The 19,698-nt window shown below is 65.3% G+C and carries 21 protein-coding genes; all 21 read left to right on the top strand.

The annotated features are described in order from the left end of the window. The 21 genes from flhB (at position 1) to flgK (ending at position 19,695) form a co-directional block, all read left to right on the top strand. Positions 1 to 1,086, top strand: coding sequence for a flagellar biosynthesis protein FlhB (gene flhB / locus IC66_RS0130150; RefSeq protein ID WP_038950166.1), 1,086 nt, complete (start codon positions 1 to 3; stop codon positions 1,084 to 1,086). Between the two features lie 64 nt (positions 1,087 to 1,150). After that, positions 1,151 to 1,552, top strand: coding sequence for a flagellar basal body rod protein FlgB (flgB, locus tag IC66_RS0130145; protein ID WP_038950165.1), 402 nt, complete (start codon positions 1,151 to 1,153; stop codon positions 1,550 to 1,552). Positions 1,553 to 1,563: 11 nt separating this feature from the next. Then, positions 1,564 to 1,980, top strand: coding sequence for a flagellar basal body rod protein FlgC (gene flgC, locus IC66_RS0130140; protein WP_028145745.1), 417 nt, complete (start codon positions 1,564 to 1,566; stop codon positions 1,978 to 1,980). A gap of 2 nt (positions 1,981 to 1,982) precedes the next feature. Beyond that, positions 1,983 to 2,312, top strand: a complete 330-nt coding sequence (locus IC66_RS0130135; RefSeq protein WP_038950164.1) for a flagellar hook-basal body complex protein FliE — start codon at positions 1,983 to 1,985, stop codon at positions 2,310 to 2,312. A gap of 17 nt (positions 2,313 to 2,329) precedes the next feature. Next, positions 2,330 to 3,118, top strand: coding sequence for a flagellar basal-body rod protein FlgG (flgG, locus tag IC66_RS0130130; protein WP_038950163.1), 789 nt, complete (start codon positions 2,330 to 2,332; stop codon positions 3,116 to 3,118). 13 nt (positions 3,119 to 3,131) lie between these two features. Further along, the gene (gene flgA, locus IC66_RS0130125) at positions 3,132 to 3,608 is read left to right on the top strand and encodes a flagellar basal body P-ring formation chaperone FlgA (protein ID WP_038950161.1); all 477 of its coding nucleotides are present in this window, start codon (positions 3,132 to 3,134) and stop codon (positions 3,606 to 3,608) included. Further along, a complete protein-coding gene (gene flgI / locus IC66_RS0130120) occupies positions 3,605 to 4,735 on the top strand; it encodes a flagellar basal body P-ring protein FlgI (RefSeq protein WP_038950160.1) in 1,131 nt (376 codons plus the stop codon). The genes flgA and flgI overlap by 4 nt, the downstream gene beginning before the upstream one ends. Before the next feature lie 67 nt (positions 4,736 to 4,802). Then, positions 4,803 to 5,570 (top strand): MotE family protein, encoded by a 768-nt coding sequence (locus tag IC66_RS0130115; protein WP_038950158.1) that lies wholly within the window; start codon positions 4,803 to 4,805, stop codon positions 5,568 to 5,570. Further along, complete coding sequence (gene flgH / locus IC66_RS0130110; protein ID WP_028145739.1) at positions 5,571 to 6,278, top strand: flagellar basal body L-ring protein FlgH; 708 nt, start codon at positions 5,571 to 5,573, stop codon at positions 6,276 to 6,278. A gap of 42 nt (positions 6,279 to 6,320) precedes the next feature. Further along, positions 6,321 to 6,764 carry a flagellar basal body-associated FliL family protein gene (locus IC66_RS0130105; protein ID WP_028145738.1) on the top strand — a complete coding sequence of 148 codons (444 nt, stop codon included), beginning with the start codon at positions 6,321 to 6,323 and terminating at the stop codon, positions 6,762 to 6,764. After that, a complete protein-coding gene (gene fliP, locus IC66_RS0130100) occupies positions 6,761 to 7,501 on the top strand; it encodes a flagellar type III secretion system pore protein FliP (RefSeq protein WP_018318447.1) in 741 nt (246 codons plus the stop codon). The genes IC66_RS0130105 and fliP overlap by 4 nt, the downstream gene beginning before the upstream one ends. Positions 7,502 to 7,765: 264 nt before the next feature. After that, positions 7,766 to 8,671, top strand: coding sequence for a flagellin N-terminal helical domain-containing protein (locus IC66_RS0130095; protein ID WP_028145737.1), 906 nt, complete (start codon positions 7,766 to 7,768; stop codon positions 8,669 to 8,671). 263 nt (positions 8,672 to 8,934) lie between these two features. Continuing rightward, positions 8,935 to 9,846 (top strand): flagellin N-terminal helical domain-containing protein, encoded by a 912-nt coding sequence (locus IC66_RS0130090; RefSeq protein ID WP_028145736.1) that lies wholly within the window; start codon positions 8,935 to 8,937, stop codon positions 9,844 to 9,846. Between the two features lie 334 nt (positions 9,847 to 10,180). Continuing rightward, positions 10,181 to 11,806: a flagellar basal-body MS-ring/collar protein FliF gene (fliF, locus tag IC66_RS0130085; RefSeq protein WP_038950157.1), complete on the top strand. Its 1,626-nt coding sequence runs from the start codon at positions 10,181 to 10,183 to the stop codon at positions 11,804 to 11,806. Beyond that, complete coding sequence (locus IC66_RS0130080; protein WP_038950155.1) at positions 11,803 to 12,495, top strand: hypothetical protein; 693 nt, start codon at positions 11,803 to 11,805, stop codon at positions 12,493 to 12,495. Before fliF ends, IC66_RS0130080 begins: the two co-directional genes overlap by 4 nt. Positions 12,496 to 12,501: 6 nt before the next feature. Next, positions 12,502 to 13,827: a MotB family protein gene (locus IC66_RS0130075; RefSeq protein ID WP_038950154.1), complete on the top strand. Its 1,326-nt coding sequence runs from the start codon at positions 12,502 to 12,504 to the stop codon at positions 13,825 to 13,827. Then, entirely contained in the window at positions 13,824 to 15,002 is a 1,179-nt protein-coding gene (locus tag IC66_RS0130070) for a chemotaxis protein (RefSeq protein ID WP_038950153.1), read from the top strand. Before IC66_RS0130075 ends, IC66_RS0130070 begins: the two co-directional genes overlap by 4 nt. Beyond that, positions 14,999 to 16,327 (top strand): flagellar hook-length control protein FliK, encoded by a 1,329-nt coding sequence (fliK, locus tag IC66_RS0130065; protein ID WP_038950152.1) that lies wholly within the window; start codon positions 14,999 to 15,001, stop codon positions 16,325 to 16,327. Before IC66_RS0130070 ends, fliK begins: the two co-directional genes overlap by 4 nt. Next, entirely contained in the window at positions 16,278 to 16,859 is a 582-nt protein-coding gene (locus IC66_RS0130060; RefSeq protein WP_028145731.1) for a transglycosylase SLT domain-containing protein, read from the top strand. The genes fliK and IC66_RS0130060 overlap by 50 nt, the downstream gene beginning before the upstream one ends. 90 nt (positions 16,860 to 16,949) lie before the next feature. Then, positions 16,950 to 18,182 carry a flagellar hook protein FlgE gene (locus IC66_RS0130055; protein ID WP_018318456.1) on the top strand — a complete coding sequence of 411 codons (1,233 nt, stop codon included), beginning with the start codon at positions 16,950 to 16,952 and terminating at the stop codon, positions 18,180 to 18,182. Between the two features lie 34 nt (positions 18,183 to 18,216). Beyond that, positions 18,217 to 19,695 (top strand): flagellar hook-associated protein FlgK, encoded by a 1,479-nt coding sequence (flgK, locus tag IC66_RS0130050; RefSeq protein WP_038950150.1) that lies wholly within the window; start codon positions 18,217 to 18,219, stop codon positions 19,693 to 19,695. Positions 19,696 to 19,698: the final 3 nt, after the last annotated feature.

The raw sequence follows: 19,698 nt of genomic DNA, 5'->3' as shown, positions 1-19,698 counted from the left end.
ATGGCAGAATCATCCGATCAGGAGAGCAAGACAGAAGAGCCGACCGAGAAGAAAGTCCGTGATGCGCTCGAACAGGGCAAGATCCCGGTCTCTCGGGAGGCTTCTATTTTCGCCTCGATGGCCGCGCTGATGGTCATTCAGGCGTTCCTGATCGGCCAGGGCGTGCAGCAATTGACGCCGACGTTGAAGAACCTCCTGGACGATCCCGAAGGCTTCCCGCTCTCGACCGGCGCGGACGCGCAGAACCTGCTCACCGTGGTCGGTCTCGAGGCGCTGCGCTTCCTGGTGCCGCTGGTCGTCACCCTCGGTGCGTTCGGGCTCGCCGCCTCGCTGCTGCAAAACGCGCCGCGCCTGGTACTGGAGCGCATCAAGCCTGACCTGTCGCGTATCTCTCCGATCAGCGGCTGGAGCCGGCTGTTCGGAACGCAGGGACTGGTCGAGTTCGGCAAGTCGCTGTTCAAGCTGGCCGCGGTGACCTCCGTGGTTGCCTTCGTGCTGCGCGCGTCGGAGGCGAAGGCGTTCGAGGCGATGTACACCGATCCGGTTGCGCTGCCGGAGATGATTCTCAACATCGCGATGCGGATCGTCTCGGCGATCTGCATCGCAACCATCGTCCTGGTGGCGATCGATCTCGCCTGGGCGCGCTTCCACTGGCGGCGCCAGCTGCGCATGACCAAGCAGGAGATCAAGGACGAGCACAAGCAGGCGGAAGGCGATCCGCTGATCAAGGCGCGCCTGCGCTCGCTGGCGCGCGACCGCTCGCGGCAGCGGATGATCGCATCCGCATCGCGCGCGACGCTGGTGATCGCGAACCCGACGCACTTCGCGATCGCGTTGCGCTACAAGCGCGAGGAGAATCCGGCGCCGCTCGTGGTGGCCAAGGGCATGGACGTGATCGCGCTGAAGATCCGCGAGGTCGCCGAGCAGAACCGGATTCCAGTGATCGAGAACAAGGCGCTGGCGCGCGCACTCTACGAGGCGGTGCAGGTCGATCAGGTGATCCCGGCGGAATTCTTCCGCCCCGTCGCCGAGATCATCTACTTCCTCCAGTCGAAGCAGGCGTCGCGGACCGAGAAGGTCCAGTAGAATTCAGAGGACGACGTCCGGCCCAACAGCTTGACGAAAGCTTAACGCCCTAGGCTTCTCCCGAATGGACCAGAACGGGGCTGTCGTGGGACCGCTTTATCTCTTCGAACTCGCATCGTCGCAGGCGCGGTACCTCGAGCTCCGCCAGTCGACCATCGCCACCAACGTCGCTAACGCCAACACGCCCGGTTTCAAGGCGCGCGACGTCGAGCCCTTCAACAAGGTGCTCGACGGCATGCCGGTGAGGCTTGCCACGACGTCGCCGTCGCACATGCAGCTGGCCGCGGCCGAGACCGACACGCGGGCGACCGCGAAGAAGGACAGCTGGGAAGTGGTTCACTCCGGCAATTCGGTCAGCCTCGAGCAGGAAATGATCAAGGGCAGCGACGTCAGTCGCGATTACTCGATGAACTCGGCAGTCGTGCGGTCGTTTCACCGCATGCTGCTGTCGAGCGCGAAGAGCTGAGGTGAATTGAGATGCTGGACTCACTGCAAGCGTCATTGACGGTCGCGAGCTCCGGGCTCGAAGCGCAGTCGACGCGTATGCGCATCGTCTCGGAGAATTTGGCGAACGCGACCTCGACGGGGCGTACCGCCGGCGCCGATCCCTATCAGCGCAAGACGATCACCTTCGATGCTGCGATGGATCGTGCCTCGGGCTCGCAGCTGGCGAAGGTCAAGGAGATCGGGGTCGACACCACGCCGTACCGCGTGGAGTACGACCCGGGACATCCCGCTGCCGACAAGGCCGGCTACGTCAAGCTGCCGAACGTCAACATGATGATCGAGATGGCCGACATGCGGGAAGTCAACCGGTCCTATGAAGCCAATCTCCAGGTCGTGAAACAGGTGAGGTCGATGCTCGGCATGACCATCGACCTCTTGAGGAGCTGACAATGCTTGAGGCAATTTCATCCACTGCGAGTTCCGCAGGGCAAGCGGCGAGCCGTGCGACCGAGGCGCAGGCCATCGCGCCGGCGGCGCCGACCGCCATTCAGTCCACCGACGATGTCGGGTTCGAATCGGTGATGAAGCAGGTGACGACCGACGCGATCGGGACGCTCAAGGCAGGCGAAGCGGCGTCGATCTCGGCGATGCAGGGTAAGGAATCCACGCGCAAGGTCGTGGAGGCGCTGATGTCGGCCGAGCAGGCCTTGCAGACGGCGGTCGCGGTTCGCGACAAGGTCGTGCAGGCCTACCAAGAAGTCGTCCGGATGTCGATTTGATCTGAAGGAATGAAGCTGTGAAATCGCTTGCCATTGCGGCCACGGGCATGAACGCCCAGCAGACCAATATCGAAGTCATCGCGAACAATATCGCCAACATCAATTCGACGTCGTACAAGCGTGCGCGCGCCGAGTTCACCGATCTGTTCTACCAGATGGACCGCATGCAGGGCGTCGCGAACGTCAACGGCTCCTCGCCGATTCCGGAAGGCGCCAATCTCGGTCTCGGCGTCAAGTCGGCGGCGATCCGCAAGCTGCACATCCAGGGCGCGCTGACGCAGACCGGCAACCCCTACGATATGGCGATCAACGGTCGCGGCTGGTTTCAGGTGCTCGGTCCGAACAACGAGGTGCAATACACCCGCGCGGGCTCGTTCAACACCAATGCCAACGGCCAACTCGTCACCATCGACGGCTATCTGCTGGACCCCGCGATCACGGTGCCGCAGGGCACGGTCGAGGTCACGGTCAATCAGACCGGGCAGGTCTTTGCCAAGCTGGATACCGAGGTGAACCCGCGCCAGATCGGCCAGCTCAACCTCGCCAACTTCGCCAACGAAGCAGGCCTCGAGCCGCTGGGCAGCAATCTCTACAAGGAGACCACGGCGTCGGGCACGCCGGTCGTCGGCCTGCCGGGCGATTCCGGATACGGCAAGATCAATCAGAAGTGGCTCGAAGCTTCGAACGTCGATCCGGTCAAGGAGATCACCGAGTTGATCTCGGCGCAGCGCGCCTACGAAATGAATGCCAAGGTCATCCAGGCCTCGGACGAAATGGCCCAGACAGTATCGAAGGGCATGCGCTAGTTCCGGTGTCTCGATGTTGAACAGGGTGGGCCTGATCGTGCGCGGGTTGGCCGCCGTGCTGCTGGTTCTGGCTACGGCGCGCCTCGCAATGGCCGAGGAGAAGCGGCTTCCCGTGCCGGCGGTTGCGATCCGCGCCGGCGAGCTGATCCGGGACGACATGATCACCGAGCGCGCCTTCGCGCCGAGCCTGCTCGGCGTTGCCATGTTCGTCGAAGGGCGCCAAGTCCTGGTCGGCCGCATGGCGCGGCGCGCGCTGTTGCCGGGCCAGCCCATTCCAACCAACTCGGTGGAAGACCCCTGGACCGTCGCCCGCGGCGCCATGGTCAAGGTCGTGGTGGAAGACAGCGGCCTGTCCATCGTCACTTACGGCTCGGCGATGCAGTCGGGTGCGTCCGGCGCGCTCATCCCGGTGCGCAATACGGATACCGGGGTGATCATCAGGGGCGTTGTCCAGCCGGACGGCACCGTGAAGGTCGTGGACGGGTCATGACCAGAATCCTGCTTGCGCTCGTCCTGCTGCTTTCGGCCGCCAGCGCCCATGCCGCCGTCCGCATCAAGGACATCGCGGACATCAAGGGTCTGCGCGAAAACCAGATCGTCGGCTACGGCCTCGTCATCGGCCTGAACGGCACCGGCGACACGCTTCGCAACGCTCCGTTCACGGAGCAGTCCCTGCAATCCATGCTCGAGAACATGGGCATCAACGTCAGGAACGAGACCACGAGCACCAACAATCCGACCCGTCCGACGACGCTGCGCACGCGCAACGTCGCGGCCGTGATGGTGACTGCGGACCTGACGCCCTCGATCGGGCCCGGCGAGCGCATGGACGTGACCGTGTCGTCGCTCGGCGATGCGACGTCGCTGCTCGGCGGTACGCTGGTCATGACATCGCTGCGCGCGGCGGACGGCGCCGTCTATGCGGTGGCGCAGGGCGCGATCACGGTGGCCGGCTACAGCGTCGGAGGCCAGGCGCAGAACGTCAGTCAGGGTACACCGACGGCCGGGCGCATCCCGAACGGTGCGCTGGTCGAGCGCGAGGTGCAGGGAAGTCTCCACGAGATGGAGTTCCTGGTGCTGCAGCTGAAGAACCCCGACTTCGTCACCGCAACACGCATCCTGGACGCCATCAACCGCTACGCCGGCGGACGCTACCGCGCGCAGATCGCCTTCGAGCGCGACTACCGCACCATCGTGCTGTCGAAGCCGCGCCACATCGGCCCTGTCCGCTTCCTCGCCGAGATCGGCGAACTGACGGTCGAGCCTGATACGCCTGCACGGGTGGTGATCAACGAGCGCACAGGCACTGTCGTGATCGGGCGCGACGTGCGGATATCGACCGTTGCCGTGACGCACGGCAATCTGACGGTTCGTGTCACGGAGATGCCCGTGGTGTCGCAGCCGGCGCCGTTCTCGCGAGGGCAGACCGTGGTGGTCCCGCAGACCGTGGTCGAGGCCAACGAGGCCGGATCGCAGGTGGCGATCCTCAGCGGGGTCGATCTGCAGCGCCTGGTGCGCGGGCTGAACCAGATCGGCCTGAAGCCGTCGGGCATCATCGCGATCCTGCAGGCGATCAAGACGGCTGGTGCGCTCCAGGCCGATGTCATCGTCCAATGATGCGCAAGCGTCGTGCAAGCTTGGTCGCTCAATGCTCGTGTCTCGACCGAGAATCGCACGCGGCCCGATGCTGAAGCTGGATCACAAAGCCAAACTCCTCCTGCTGGTCGCGGCCTCAGTGTTCGCGGGCGCGTCGCCCGTGCTGGCCCTGGACGAGGCCAAGCCGACGAAGCCGCTCAACCTGCTCTCCTTCGCGCGCGCCCGCGCCCCCGGCCCGCAGAAGCCGCAGCCGGTCACGGCGGGGCCAGGCGACAATGCGTCGATCCGGGCGACGGCCTGGGCGGCCGAAGACCAGGGACCTGCGACCACTGGCGCGGTGCCCGCTTCCGAGACGCCAGCGACCGCACCTGCAGTTGCACCGGCACGTCCAGCCAAGCCCGGCAGCGTCACGGCACCGCCGAAACCTGCGCCGCCACAGGCCGCGGTATCCGCGGACAACGAAGTCGCCCTGTTCTGCAGCAACGTCGCCGATCCCGCCGTCGATGCAAGGCTGGCCTGGCAGATCAAGGAGCTGGAGAAGGCCGAGAGCCTGCTCCGCGAGCGGATCGCCGAGGTCGAGGCCAAGCGGGTCGAATACGAGAAGTGGATGGCGCTACGCGACGACTTCCTGAAGAAGGCCGAAGCCAGCGTCGTCGAGATCTATTCGCGCATGAAGCCCGAAGCTGCGGCGACCCAGATTGCCGGCATGGCGGACGAGACCGCCGCCGCCGTGCTCGCCAAGCTCAGCCCGAGGAACTCGAGCGCGATCTTCAACGAGATGGATACGGCACGCGCGGCGCACCTGGCCGACCTGCTTGGCGGAATGCGTCGCGTGGATGACGGAAAGACCAAATAGATGAAGAAGCCGATCCTCATCCTCTCGCTCATGCTGGCGTCCGTGCCCTTGGCCGGATGCTTCCATGATCCGTCCGAGGTCCTGACCGGCCCGCAAATGTCGCCGGTCGGCAGCGGCCTCCGGACCCAGGCCGATCCGATTCCGGTGACGCCGCGCATGCGCACGCCGGTCAGCTATCGCTCGACCTGGGACGACGGCACCGATCTCTACCGCGATCCCCGCGCCCGGCGCACCGGCGACGTCGTGACGGTGATCATCTCGATGCAGGACAAGGCCAAGCTCGACAACAAGACCGGCCGCTCGCGCGACTCGCAGGTCAAGTTCGGCCTCGATTGGCTGATGGACGTCGCAGGGTGGAGCGACAAGGGATCGACCAACGCCAATCTCAGCACCAACACCCAGATCAAGGGCAACGGCCAGATCGATCGCACCGAGGATATCAAGCTCTCGATCGCGGCCATCGTCACCGACGTGTTGCCGAACGGCAATATGATGATCAGCGGCTCGCAGGAGTTTCGCGTCAATACGGAGATGCGCGTGCTCAACGTCGGCGGCATCGTGCGGCCGCGCGACATCTCGCGCACCAACACGATCTCCTACGAGAAGATCGCCGAGGCCCGCGTGTCCTATGGCGGTCGCGGGAATCTGTCCGACGTGCAGCAGCCTGGATGGGGACATCGGATCTATGACGCCGTGGCACCATTCTGAAGTCCGCGCCGGTCTGGCCGCGTCGCGAGGGCAGGGGACGTGATGCGCCTGATTGCGGCCATCGTGGCGCTGACCCTTGTCGCGATCGGTGCGGGCGCGCTGGCCGGGCTGCATCTGTTCGCGGCCGCCGAGCGCGTCGCCGACGCGAAGAAGACCGCCACGCCGCCGCCGCTTGCCTCGAGCTACGCCGGCAGCGCGCGGCTCAGGAAGTTGTCCCCGATCGTGACCAATCTCGCCGCGCCGGCCAACAACTGGGCCCGCATCGAAGCCTCCATGGTGACCGAGAGCATGAGCGACGAGGATGCCGGCATCCTGGCCGCCCACATCAGCGAGGACATCGTCACCTATCTGCGGTCGGCGACGGTGACGCAATTCGAGGGATCGCGCGGGCTTCAGCATCTGCGCGACGACCTGACCGAGCGCGCCAGTATCCGTTCGTCGGGCAAGGTGCGCGAATTGATCATTGAGACCCTGGTGATTCAGTGAGAGTGAAAATCCTGCTGCTCGCGTTGGTTCTGGTCGTGCTGCCCGAAGTGGCGCTCGCCCAGATACCGGACCTCAACTCGCTGCTGCCACCCGGAAACGGCTCGACCAGCGGCCGGATCATCCAGCTGATGGCGCTGATCACGGTGCTGTCGGTGGCGCCGGGACTGCTCATCATGGTGACGAGCTTCACGCGATTTGCGGTGGCGCTGTCGTTCCTGCGCGCCGGGCTCGGCCTGCAGACCACGCCGGCCAACCTGGTGCTGATCAGCCTCGCGCTGTTCATGACCTTCTACGTGATGGCGCCGACCTTCGATCGCGCCTGGGAGACCGGCGTCCAGCCGCTGATGAAGAACGAAATCTCGGAAGAGCAGGCCTATCTGAAGATCACCGATCCGTTCCGCGAGTTCATGCTGGCCCATGTCCGCGACAAGGATCTGCAGACCTTCGAGTCGCTCGCCGCCGAGAGCTTTCGCAAGAAGTTCGACGACAAGCGCGTCGATTTGCGCGTCATCATTCCGGCCTTCATGATCTCCGAGCTGAGGCGTTCGTTCGAGATCGGATTTCTCATCATCCTGCCGTTCCTCGTCATCGACATGATCGTGGCGACGCTGACGATGTCGATGGGCATGATGATGATGCCGCCGACGATCCTGGCGCTGCCGTTCAAGATGCTGTTCTTCGTGCTGATCGACGGCTGGAATCTGCTCGCCTCCGGACTGGTGCGCTCGTTCTCGTAACCGCGGCGATCGCCTGGCGCCCCGTCATGGTTAGCGAAAAGTACCGCGCTATGGTTAGCGTTGGGTAATATTAACCATCTGATATTGCTGAAGAATTCAAGCCGTTCTTAATCCGCCGGCAAGATTCGACGTGTTAGCAAGGCGTCACGGCGGGTTGGACCTCACCCACATCAGTCCAAAGGCATGATGCCGCCCCTCCGTACCGGTGCAAGTCCGGTATGTCCCCTGATGAAAATGTAACGCGTACATAAAGGGACATTCGCAATGTCAAGCCTGCTCACGAACTCGTCCGCCATGACCGCGCTCCAGACCTTGCGGTCTGTCAGCTCGCAACTCTCCACCACGCAGAGCCGGATCTCCACCGGCCAGCGCGTGGCTACCGCCGCGGACAACGCCGCCTACTGGTCGATCGCGACCTCGATGCGCGCCGACAACGCCGCGCTCTCCGCCGTCTCCGACTCGCTCGGTCTGTCGGCCGCGACCGTCGACACCGAGTACACCGCTCTGAACAAGGTCCTCGGCGACAGCAACTCCGGCCTGACCAAGCTCCAGTCGCTGCTGGTCGAAGCCAAGACCGCCGGTATCGATCGCAGCAAGATCCAGTCGGAAATCACCCAGATTCAGCAGGACATGAAGAACGTCGCCAGCGCGGCGACCTTCAACGGCGTCAACTGGCTGAGCACCAACGCCTCCACGCCGACGACCGTCAATCTCGTGTCGTCGTTCTCGCGTGTCGGCTCCACGCCGACCACCAGCTCGATCACGGTGACCGTCGCCAACTACTCGCTCTACACCTCGAGCACGGGCGGCATCCTCGACACGGTGAGCGGCAGCGCGTCGGTCGACAGCCTCAACATCGGTGCGCTGACCGACTCGGCTGCTGACCAGACCATTCTCGATGGTTACATCGCGAAGGTCACCGCAGCGATCGGCACGGTGTCTTCGGGCGCCGCCAACCTCGGCGCCATCAAGAACCGTATCTCGAACAACTCGGAGTTCGTGAAGTCGCTGATGGACTCGGTGGATCGCGGTATCGGCCAGCTCGTCGACGCCGACATGAACCAGGAGTCCACCCGCCTGGCGGCCCTCCAGGTCCAGCAGCAGCTCGGCGTTCAGGCGCTCTCGATCGCCAACAACAACAGTCAGAGCATCCTGTCGCTGTTCCGCTAAGCCTTCGACGATCTCGGGAGGGCCGCGCTTCTTGCGAAGCGCGGCCCTTTCGTTTGCCTGACGCGCGCACCGCGATTTCGGCTGCCCTGTTGCAGCGGGGGCACAGCGCCACAAGCCCCGCACAAGCTTCGCTGGCTAGTCTGGCCGCTACGACGGATTGGGTTTACGCGCATTTCCGCAGCCCAAAGGCATGATGCCGCCCTGTCGTACCGGTGCAAGCCCGGTATGTCCCCATCCATTCTGTTTTCAAAGGGACATCGAAGATGGCTTCCAGCCTGCTTACCAACTCCGCCGCAATGACTGCGCTCCAGACCCTCCGGAATGTCAGCGCCAGCCTCCAGACCACCGAAAACCGGATCTCCACCGGCCAGCGCGTCTCGACCGCTTCGGACAACTCGGCCTATTGGTCGATCGCGACCTCGATGCGCGCCGACAACGCCGCGCTCTCGGCCGTCTCCGACTCGCTCGGTCTGTCGGCTGCGACGGTCGACACCGAATACACCGCTCTGAACAAGGTCATCGGCGACCAGAACTCCGGCCTGACCAAGCTCCAGGCGCTGCTGGTCGAAGCCAAGACCGCCGGCATCGACCGCACCAAGATCCAGGCTGAAATCACCCAGATCCAGCAGGACATGAAGAACGTGGCCAACGCGGCGACGTTCAACGGCGTCAACTGGCTGAGCACCAACGCGTCCACGCCGACCACCGTCAACCTGGTGTCGTCGTTCTCGCGCGTCGGCGGCACGCCGACGATCAACACCATCACGGTGACGGTCGCCAACTACTCGCTCTACACCGCGACCACTGGCGGCATCCTGGACACGGTGACCGGCAGCGCGTCGGTCAACACCATCGGCATCGGTGCGCTGACCGACTCGACGGCCGACCAGACCATCCTCGACGGCTACATCGCGCAGGTCACCACCGCGATCAACACGGTCAGCCAGTCCGCCGCCAACCTCGGTGCCATCAAGAACCGCATCTCGAACAACACTGAGTTCGTGAAGTCGCTGATGGACTCGGTGGATCGTGGTATCGGCCAGCTCGTCGACGCCGACATGAACGCGGAATCGACCCGGCTCCAGGCGCTGCAGACCCAGCAGCAGCTCGGCGTTCAGGCGCTCTCGATCGCCAACCAGAACAGCCAGAGCATCCTGTCGCTGTTCCGCGGCTAAGCGGCGCTTTCGAAAACGACCGTGCTCCCTCAGGGAGCACGGTCCCCGCCGTGACCGGCGGACGTGGCGGCACAAGACGTCCGCAATCGATCTCCCGACGTTGAATTTCATGCGACACGCCGCGGCCGATTGTGCGGCCATGCGTCCCGGCGTGCATTGCCGCCGACCGGATTGCGTCGCCAGGGCTTCTCGTAAAATAGGCCTTCTCGTAAAATAGGCCTTCTTGTAAAATTGCAACGCCTCGCCTGCGAACTGACACATTCGTGTCCTCGCGCAACCTTCAGACAAGGTTGGCAGCGGAGTGTCCCGTACGTCCGCATTGGTACGAGGTCATATGCTCAGTCGTGCGCAGGTACAGCAACTGCTCAACAATCTGCTGGAGCTTGGGCCGCGACGCCTGATGGCCCTGGGCCTGATCGGTTTTGCCGTTCTCGTGACCGTCGTCGGCGGCGCGTACTATCTGAGCCGGCCTGAATTCGAGACGCTCTATACCGGCCTCACCCGCGAAGACGTGACGCGCATGGGCGCCGCGCTGCGCGAGCAGAACATCACCTTCGACGTCAATACGGCCGGCGACGCGCTCTCGGTGCGCCCGAGCCAGACCATGCAGGCGCGGATGCTGCTGGCCGAGAAGGGGCTGCCGACCAGCGCCAATTCCGGCTACGAGCTGTTCGACAAGATCGGCTCGCTCGGCCTGACCTCGTTCATGCAGGAGGTCACCAAGCTCCGGGCGCTGGAAGGCGAGATCGCGCGCACGGTGCAGTTGATGAAGGGCGTCAAGGCGGCGCGGGTGCATATCGTGCTGCCGGTGCGCGGCTCGTTTCGCGCGACGCAGCAGCCGCCATCCGCATCGGTCGTGCTGCGCACCGACGGCGCGATCGAGGCCCGCACGGCGCAGTCGATCCGCCATCTCGTCGCCGCCGCCATTCCAGGCATGAACCGCGACAAGGTGACGGTGCTGGACGCCGACGGTTCGATGCTGCTCGCCGAAGAGGACGAGGCGAGCGCCGCCCCGACCAAGATGGCGAGCCTGCAGAAGACGGTCGGCGGCATGGTGCAGGAGAACATCCGCAAGGCGCTGACGCCCTATCTGGGCCTCGACAATTTCGAGGTCAGCGTCGCGCCGCAGCTCTCCACAGACAAGCGGCAGATCAACGAGACCGTCTACGATCCGGAGAGCCGGGCCGAGCGTTCGGTGCGGAACGTGCGCGAGAAGGAATCTTCGCAGAACGCCGACCGTTCGACGCCGACCACGGTGCAGCAGAACCTTCCCGATCAGCAGGTCAACGCCGGCGGCGGCAAGAACTCCAGCGAGGACAAGACCCGGCGCGAGGACGTCACCAACTTCGAGGTCTCGTCCAAGACCACGACGACGGTGAGCGACGGCTATGCGGTGAAGAAGCTCTTCATCGCCGTCCTGGTCAATCGGGCGCGGCTGGTCGCCGATCTCGGCGACAAGAGCAACCAGGCCATCGTCGACAGCAAGCTCGCCGAGATCAGCCAGCTCGCCGCGACGGCCGGCGGACTGGACAAGCAGCGCGGCGACCAGATCCAGGTGACGGCCGTCGACTTCATCGAGGGCTCGCGCGAGCTGGCGCCGGTGCCGCCGATCAGCTTCGTCGAGATGATCAACAAGCAGCTCGGCAGCGTCATCAACGCGGTGACGATCCTGGCCGTTGCGTCGATGCTGGTCTGGTTCGGCCTGCGGCCGGCGGTCAACGGCATTCTGACCCATCGCGCGGAGCAGGAGCAGGTGGAGGCGGCCGAGGCCGCTGAGATCGAGGCTGCTGCGGCCCTTGCATTGGCCGAGAGTCAGGACCCCGAGCTCAATCTCGTCGAAGATCTCGAAGGCAAGATGCAGCGAACGCCGCAGAAGCGACTGGAGCAGATCGTCCGGCTCGACCAGGCGCAGGCCGCAGCGATCCTTAAAGACTGGATGCGACGCGAGGAGGCGGCATGAACGCGGCAATCGGAAAATTCCTGACGCAGTTCGACGCGAACGGCCGGGTCAAATCACCGCCGCCTCCGCCGCCCAGGATCCAGGACGTGCTGACGAGGCCGAAGGAGATCATGCGCGAGCCTTCGCCGCAGCCCCAGGCCCATTCGCAGCCACTGCCGCAGTCGCCGTCTCCGGCACCGAGGGCGGAAGCCCCGCCGGCCAATGTCCTGGACGACGCCTACCGCCGCGGCCACGCGGCCGGCGTCGCGGAAGGCGACGCCAGGCTTGCCGAGGAGCGTGTCCGCAGCGCGATCCGGCTCGGCGAAGAGCGCGCCAAATGGTCCGACCAGCAGGCGGTCGCGATCGTCAGCGGCTTCGAGACGGCTTGCCGCGAGATCGAGACCAACATCGCAAGCTCCGTGGCGCGGATATTACTGCCGTTCCTCACCGAGGCGGTCCGCGACAAGGCGATCGGATCGCTGGTCGAGCAGATCGCAGCGCTGACCGGCAACTCGTCGGTGCCGGCGTTCAAGGTCACCGGTCCGAGCGAGCTGCTCGACCTCGTGAAGACGCAGCTCGAGGCGTCCAGGCGCACCGGCATCGAGTACGAGGCGGCCGACACCTTGGAGGTTCGCGTCGTGGCCGACCAGACCGTGATCGAGACGCAGATCACGGCCTGGAGCGAACGCCTGAAGGAAGCACGCCGGTAGCCCGTCATGGAAGAGGTCAAGCATGAACTCGTGATTGTCCGCCGGCGCAGCGCCTTCGCCGAGGAGGCGCATCACGGCGGCGTATGGAAGATCGCCTATGCGGACTTCATGACCGCGATGATGGCGTTCTTCCTGGTCATGTGGCTGCTCAACGCGCTCAACCAGGATCAGAAGCAGGTCGTCGCGAGCTATTTCAATCCGATCCAGCTCGCGGAAAATGCCCCCGCGCCGAAGGGCCTGAAGAATCTTTCCAAGAAGGAGCCGACCTCGTTCGAAGGTCAGGACGGCAAGCGTCAGCCGGCCGGCTCGAACGAGGAACGTCGCGGCGACTCGCCGACGGCGGAGAAGCCGGCCTCCTATGAAGAGAAAGTCCTGTTCCGTGATCCCTATGCGACGCTCTCCGAGATCGCGAACAGCGCGAACCAGTCCACGGGACAGCGGCGCGCCGGCGCGCTGACGTCCGCCGAAGAGGATGGTCTCAAGGGCGGCGATGCCTACCGCGATCCCTTCGACCCCGGCTATTGGAAGCTGGCGCCGCAAGCATCCAAGGACGCCGATCGCATGATCGAGAGCGAGCCCAAGCCGAATGCCTCCGCGCGCGACGGCGCCTCAGGCACAAATCAGGGCGAGCCGCAGCCGCGTCGTGCCAAGGCGGACGATGCCGGCGGAAGCCTGGCGCCGAACGCGGATGCGTCGTCCGCAAACCTGTCGCCGCTGTTGCCGCCGGGGCCCGCGCCGGCGCAGGCCCCGCGCGAGGGCAGCGCCCAGGCCACCGTTCAGGCGAGCGTTCAAGCCAACGCCGCCGCGCCGGCGCGTCCCAACGATACGACGAAGGAGTCCGAGCCGCGCGATGCGGCGCAAACCCAGCAGCCGACCGTCAAGCAGCTTCAGGCCGCGATTGCCGACGCGCTCTCGGACATCAAGGCTGGCGCCGGGCCGGCGGCCGAGGTGCGTCAGGTCGAGGAGGGCCTCCTGATCAGCCTGACCGACGATGCGAGCTTCGGCATGTTCGCGGTCGGCTCGGCCGAGCCGCGGCCCGAGCTGATCCGCGTGATCGACAAGATCGGGCCGTTGCTGACAAAGCGCCAGGGCATGATCATCGTCCGCGGCCATACCGACAATCGACCGTATCGTTCTGAGACTTACGACAATTGGCGGCTGTCGACCGCCCGCGCGCAGATGGCCTATTACATGCTGGTTCGCTCCGGCGTCGACGCGCTGCGGATCGAGCATGTCGAAGGCTATGCCGACCGCCGGCCGAAGCTTCCGAACGATCCGGCGGCCGCGCAGAACCGCCGGATCGAGATCCTGATTCGTGAGAAGCGCCCTTGATCAGGCCGCTCCTCTGCGCCGCCGTGCTGCTCCTGCCGTTCACGGCAGCGAACGCGCTCGCACAATCCGCGCGCCAGCCGGGCGAGCCCTATGAGCTCGTCCGCGCGTTGCAGGCCGTGCAGGACGGCATCGCCAACGGTGACACCGCCGCGCATGGCAGCCACGTCGCGCTGATCCGGCAGATCGGAGAGAAGTTTCTCGCCGCCGATCCGGGCGTGTGGAGCAATGCGCAGAACAGCCAGGCTGCGGTCATCTACCTGCTCAGCGGCGGCGCGCCGCAGATCGTCCGCAAGCTGCCGCGCGACAAGATGAACGTCGACGAGCGGCTGTTCAACGGCGCGCTCGCCTATGTCGAGGGCCGTCAGGAGGAAGCGCGGGAGCTGCTCAAGGACGTCAAGCCGCGGACGCTGTCCTCCGGCCTCGGCGGACAGGTCGCGCTGGTCCAGGGCGCGTTGTTCGCGCGCTCCGAGGCATCGCTCGCGATCGAGCGTCTGGACGACGCGCGCCTGCTCCTGCCCGGTACGCTGGTGGAGGAGGCGGCGTTGCGGCGCGAGATCCTGCTGGTGGGGCAGGCGGAGGATTTCGACAAGTTCGAGTTCCTGGCGCTGGCCTATATCCGCCACTACCGCAACTCGATCTATGCCGGCGATTTCTGGCAGCGCTTCTCCTCGGGCCTGACGCAATCGAGTCTGGCGCTCGACGATCGCCGCTTCGCGCGGATCGCAGCGCTACTCGAGCAGATCGATCGCGCGAGCCGCCTCAAGCTCTATCTCGTGATCGCGCGCGCGGCGATGGTGCGCGGGCAGATGGCCGTGACGCGGCTTGCCGGCGAGCGGGCGCTGACGCTCAGCGCCGACGCCTCGGCGGATCGCGAGCGGGCGCATTTCTTCCGCGGCGCCGCGCGGGCGCTCACCGACGAGTATGATGGCGGTCTGGCCGAGCTGAAGGCACTCGACCGGTCGAAGCTGCCCGAGCGCGACGTGCCCCTTCTGAATGCCACGGTGCAGCTCGCGCTCGATGTTCGCAAGCCGTTTCCGGGCGGATCCGCCGCTGCTGCCGACAAGCCTCCGGCAACGCCGGCACGTCTCGATCTGGCGTCATCGACCGTGACTCTCGCGCGCGCGCAGAAGCAGCTCGGCGAGCTCGAACTCCTTACCAGGGACCGCCGCCCATGACCAAGCTCAGTGGAACCTCCGGACAGCTCTTCTCGGGTCTCGCCGAGAGCCTCAACATCCGCGGCACGTCGCGTTCGGCAAAGAACGCCGGAGCCAAATCGCAGGCGGGCTCGTCGTTCAACGATCTGCTCCACACCGTCTCGAACCTCGCCAAGCAGGCACTCAACGATGAGGGCAGCGATACGACCGCGAAGGCCGGAGCGCTGCGCACGCGTCTGGCCCACCCCGCGGGCAAGGACAAGTCGAAGGACGAGACGGACGAGCGCACCGAGGCGACCGACCTGCTCAAGGCCGGCGACCAGACGACCGACAAATCCTCGGAGACGCAAAGCCCGGTCGGCCATGATCCGAAGCCAGACGGTTCGAATCGCCCGAACGCTCCCGCGATCGTGGGACAGGATCTCGTTGCCGCATCGGCCGCGAAGCCGCAAATGCCGTCGCAGTCGGGCGACAGGAAAGACGTGCCCGCGCGCGACGAGCGCTCATCCGGGACGAAGCGCGAAGTTGCGGCCACAGGCATCGCGAAGGCAACGACGGCGGATACCGCGCCGTCTGCTGTCGTTCCGACCGGCGCGCGTGCACAAGGCGATGCATCGCAAGCCGCAGCCGCACAGCCAGGCAGCGAGGCTTCCGCCAAAGCCATGCCCGCGACATCAGGCTTCGAGGCGGTCACCGCCAATGTCGAACGCGCCGCCAAGGTCTCGACGCGCGACGCGTTGCCCGAGACGACCAAGGTCACCGTGGTCCAGCAGGAGACCCATCTGCCCCCGGCGCAGTTCAACGCCCCGCAACAAGTCGCCAATGCGGTCGTCGCCGAACTGAAGGACTCCGCAGGCCCGGCGGCGTCCGCAGCGCCCGATCCCGCAGCATCCCAGGCCAATGCGCCGGATCAGCCGCTCAAGATCCTGACCATCAATCTCGAGCCGCCCGCGCTCGGCAACGTCACCGTGCGCCTTCGTCTCGTCGGCACCGAAGTGTCCGTCCACCTTGCGGCCGCGCGCAAGGACACGAGCCAGATGCTGGATCAGCAGCGCGACCAGATCCGCGATCTCATGCAGACGGCGGGTTATGTCGCCGACGTCGCGCCCGTGCAGCACGGCTCGCTGGATGGATTCCAGAGCGGCTCCGGCCAGTCGCAGCCGCAGCTCTCGGGCCAGCAACAGCCCTCGTCGCAATCGCAAGGCGCGTTCGGTGGCGCAGGGACGTCGTCGGGGCAATCCGATAGCGGCGCGAAGCAGGCCCGCCAGGAGCGCCAGCCCAGCCAGGAGACGCGTCATGACCAGGACGTGGCGCCGCATCTTCGTCGCGGCCCTGTTTATCTGTAATGCCGGCGCCGCGGACGCGGCCAGCGACGCCGCGCGCCCCTGCGAGCGCGAGATGGCGCGCGCGGCCCAGCAGCATGGGATTCCGCTCGGCATTCTCTACGCAGTCGGTCTCACCGAGACCGGCCGCCGCGGCGCGCTGCATCCTTACGCCCTCGGCGCCGACGGCCAGACCGTGTTCGCCAGGGACATGGATGACGCGATCGCAAATTTCCAGGCCATGCGCGGCAAGGGCATCAAGCTGATCGATCTCGGCTGCATGCAGATCAACCATTACTATCACGGCGACAAGTTCGTCTCGGTGCGCGCTATGTTCGATCCCGCCAAGAACGTCGAATATGCCGCGCGCTTCCTGAAAGAGCTGAAGCAGCGCGAGGGCAGCTGGACCATGGCGGTGGCCCGCTACAATGCCGGCCCCAACAACCAGCCGGCGCAGAAGCGCTATGTCTGTCACATCGTGGCTCACCTCGTGTCGAGCGGCTTCGGCGCCTGGACCGACAAGGCGCGCTCGTTCTGTCAGCCGAAAACGACGTGACGACGTGAAGTTGTGCATGGTTCCAAACCATCAGCCCCGCGCAAGCAAGATCCCCCATTGTAACTGCAACCTACCAAAGGAGCCCACTTCATGAGCCTGTATGGTGTTATGCGCACCGGCGTTTCCGGTATGAGCGCGCAGTCCAACAAGCTGTCGACGGTTTCGGACAACATCGCGAACGTCAACACCACCGGTTACAAGCGGGCTTCGACCGAATTCTCCTCGCTGATCCTGAAAAGCGGCTCTGGCAATTACGACTCCGGCGCTGTCGAGACGACCGTCCGTTACGCCATCAGCGATGCCGGACATACGCAGTTCACGACGTCGTCCACCGACCTTGCCGTGCAAGGCAACGGCTTCTTCGTGGTCTCGAACGCCACCAACACGCAGCAATATCTGACGCGCGCCGGCTCGTTCGTGCCGGACGCTCAGGGCAACCTCGTCAACGCGGCCGGCTACTACCTTCTGGGCCAGCCCGGCAAAGTGACCAATTTTTCGCAGAACAGCCTGGCCGGAATGCAGATCGTGAACATCGCCCAGGTCTCGCAGGTGCCGGTGCCGTCGACTGCGGGCACCCTGACGACCGGCAATCTCGATCCGAAGGCGGCTGTCATTGCCGGTCCGCCCGGTCCGGCGTCATATTCGTCGAAGAGCTCGATCGTCGCCTACAACAATATCGGCCAAGCCGTTACGCTCGACGTCTATATGTCCCACACAGCGACGGCGGCCGGCTCGGATACCTGGCAGGTTCAGGTCTACAACTCCGCGACGGGCACCTCGCTCGCCGCCGCCACCACTTTCACCTTCGACACCACCGCGACCGGAAAGGGCGCGCTGGCCGCGGCGAGCCCGACGGGCCTTACGTTCACGGTCCCGGGCGGCGCGGCGATGACCATGGACCTGTCGAACATGACGCAGGTTGGAGCCGACTTCAGCTTCAAGGCCACCGTCAACGGCAGCGTGCCCGCGGCGATCGACAAGGTCGATGTCGACGAGGCGGGCCATGTGACGGCGATCCTCAAGAACGGGCAGCAGCTGACGCTCTACACGATCATGCTCGCCGACGTCGCGAGCCCCGACAATCTGACGCCCGAGCCGGGCAACGTCTATTCGACCAACATGAATTCCGGCAATGCGCAGGCCGGGAATGCCGGCACCGGCGGGCTCGGCACGGTCCAGTCCGGTGCGCTGGAGGACTCCAACGTCGATCTCGCGGACGAGCTCACCGGGATGATCGAGGCGCAGCGCGGCTTCACCGCCAATTCGAAATCGTTCCAGACGGGCGCCGACCTGCTCGACGTCGTCGTCAACCTGAAGCGCTGAATTCTCCAGCGCTCACCCCCGGCAAGAGCAGATCATGTCCCTTACCGCCGCCCTCGACTCCGCTCGTGCCTCGCTCATGGCGTCGGGCATCCAGTCGTCGACGATCTCGCGCAACATCGCCGGTGCCAGCGCCACCGGCTATTCGCGCAAGATCGCCGTGCTGGACAACCTCCCCGGCACCGGCGTCTACGTCGCGGCGATCCAGCGTGCCGCCAGTTCGGGTCTCTATTCGAACGTGCTGACCGCGACCTCGTCGTCGGCCAAGCAGAGCGTGATCTATGACGGCCTGCAGAAGATCGCGGCCGCGACGGTGGACGATCCCGAGCTCGAGCAGTCGCCGACCGCCCAGCTCAACAAGCTGAAGCAGGCGTTGCAGCAATACGCCAACTCCACCGACAATGCGACCCTGGCGCAGGCCGCCGTGACGTCCGCCAAGGACATGGTGACCGGGCTCAACCAGGCCACCAAGACGGTGCAGTCGGTCCGCGAGGGGGCCGACGCCGACATGGCGAATTCGGTCGCCAACATCAACCAGCTGCTGTCCCAGTTCCAGACGGTCAACACCGCCATCGTGAAGGGCACGATCTCCGGCGACGACGTCACCGACTATCTCGACCAGCGCCACAGCATCGTCTCCAGGCTGTCGCAGGAGGTCGGCGTCTCGATGTCGATCCGGACCAATGGAGATGCCGCGCTCTATACCGACAGCGGCGTCGTGCTGTTCGACAAGACGGCGCGGGCCGTGAGCTTTGCGCCGACCAACGCCTATACCGCCGGCACCACGGGCAATGCCGTCTTCATCGACGGCGTTCCCGTGACCGGCGCCAATTCCGTCATGCCGCTCAAGTCCGGCAAGCTCGCCGGCCTGGCCCAGCTGCGCGACAAGGACACGGTCACGTATCAGAGCCAGCTCGACGAGATCGCGCGCGGCCTGATCGACGCCTTCAAGGAAAGCGACCAGTCGGCTGTCCCGACGCTGGCGGACCGGCCCGGCCTGTTCACTTATCCCGGCGCGCCCGCGATGCCCGCGAGCGCCACGATCTCGGTGGGCCTCGCCGGGAGGATCTCGGTCGCCGCCTCGGTCGATCCGGCCGTAGGCGGAAATCCGAACCTGCTGCGCGACGGCGCCATCAGCGGCGTTGCCGCCTATAATTACAACACGACCGGCAATGCCGGCTTCTCGGCGCGGCTGCAGCAGCTCATCAACAAGATGGAAGCGCCGCAGCCATTCGATGCCACGGCTCAGGGCAAGCCGAGCGGCAGCGTGATCGAGTTTGCGTCTTCCTCGGCGAGCTGGATCGAAAGCCAGCGCAAGACCGCCGACGACAACGTCCAGTATCAGAATACGTTGCTCGACCGCAGCACCGCGGCGCTGTCCAACGTCAGCGGCGTCAACATGGACGACGAGATGGCGTTGATGCTCCAGGTCGAGCGCACCTATTCGGCGTCGTCGAAGATCATTTCCACCGTCGATGAGATGCTGCAGAGCCTGCTGGCTGCCGTAGGGAATTAAGTC

Origin of the sequence: Bradyrhizobium genomosp. III, assembly GCF_000261705.1 — a bacterium.
Classification (GTDB): Bacteria; Pseudomonadota; Alphaproteobacteria; order Rhizobiales; family Xanthobacteraceae; genus Bradyrhizobium; species Bradyrhizobium ottawaense.
This window is presented reverse-complemented; position numbering and strand designations above follow the sequence as displayed.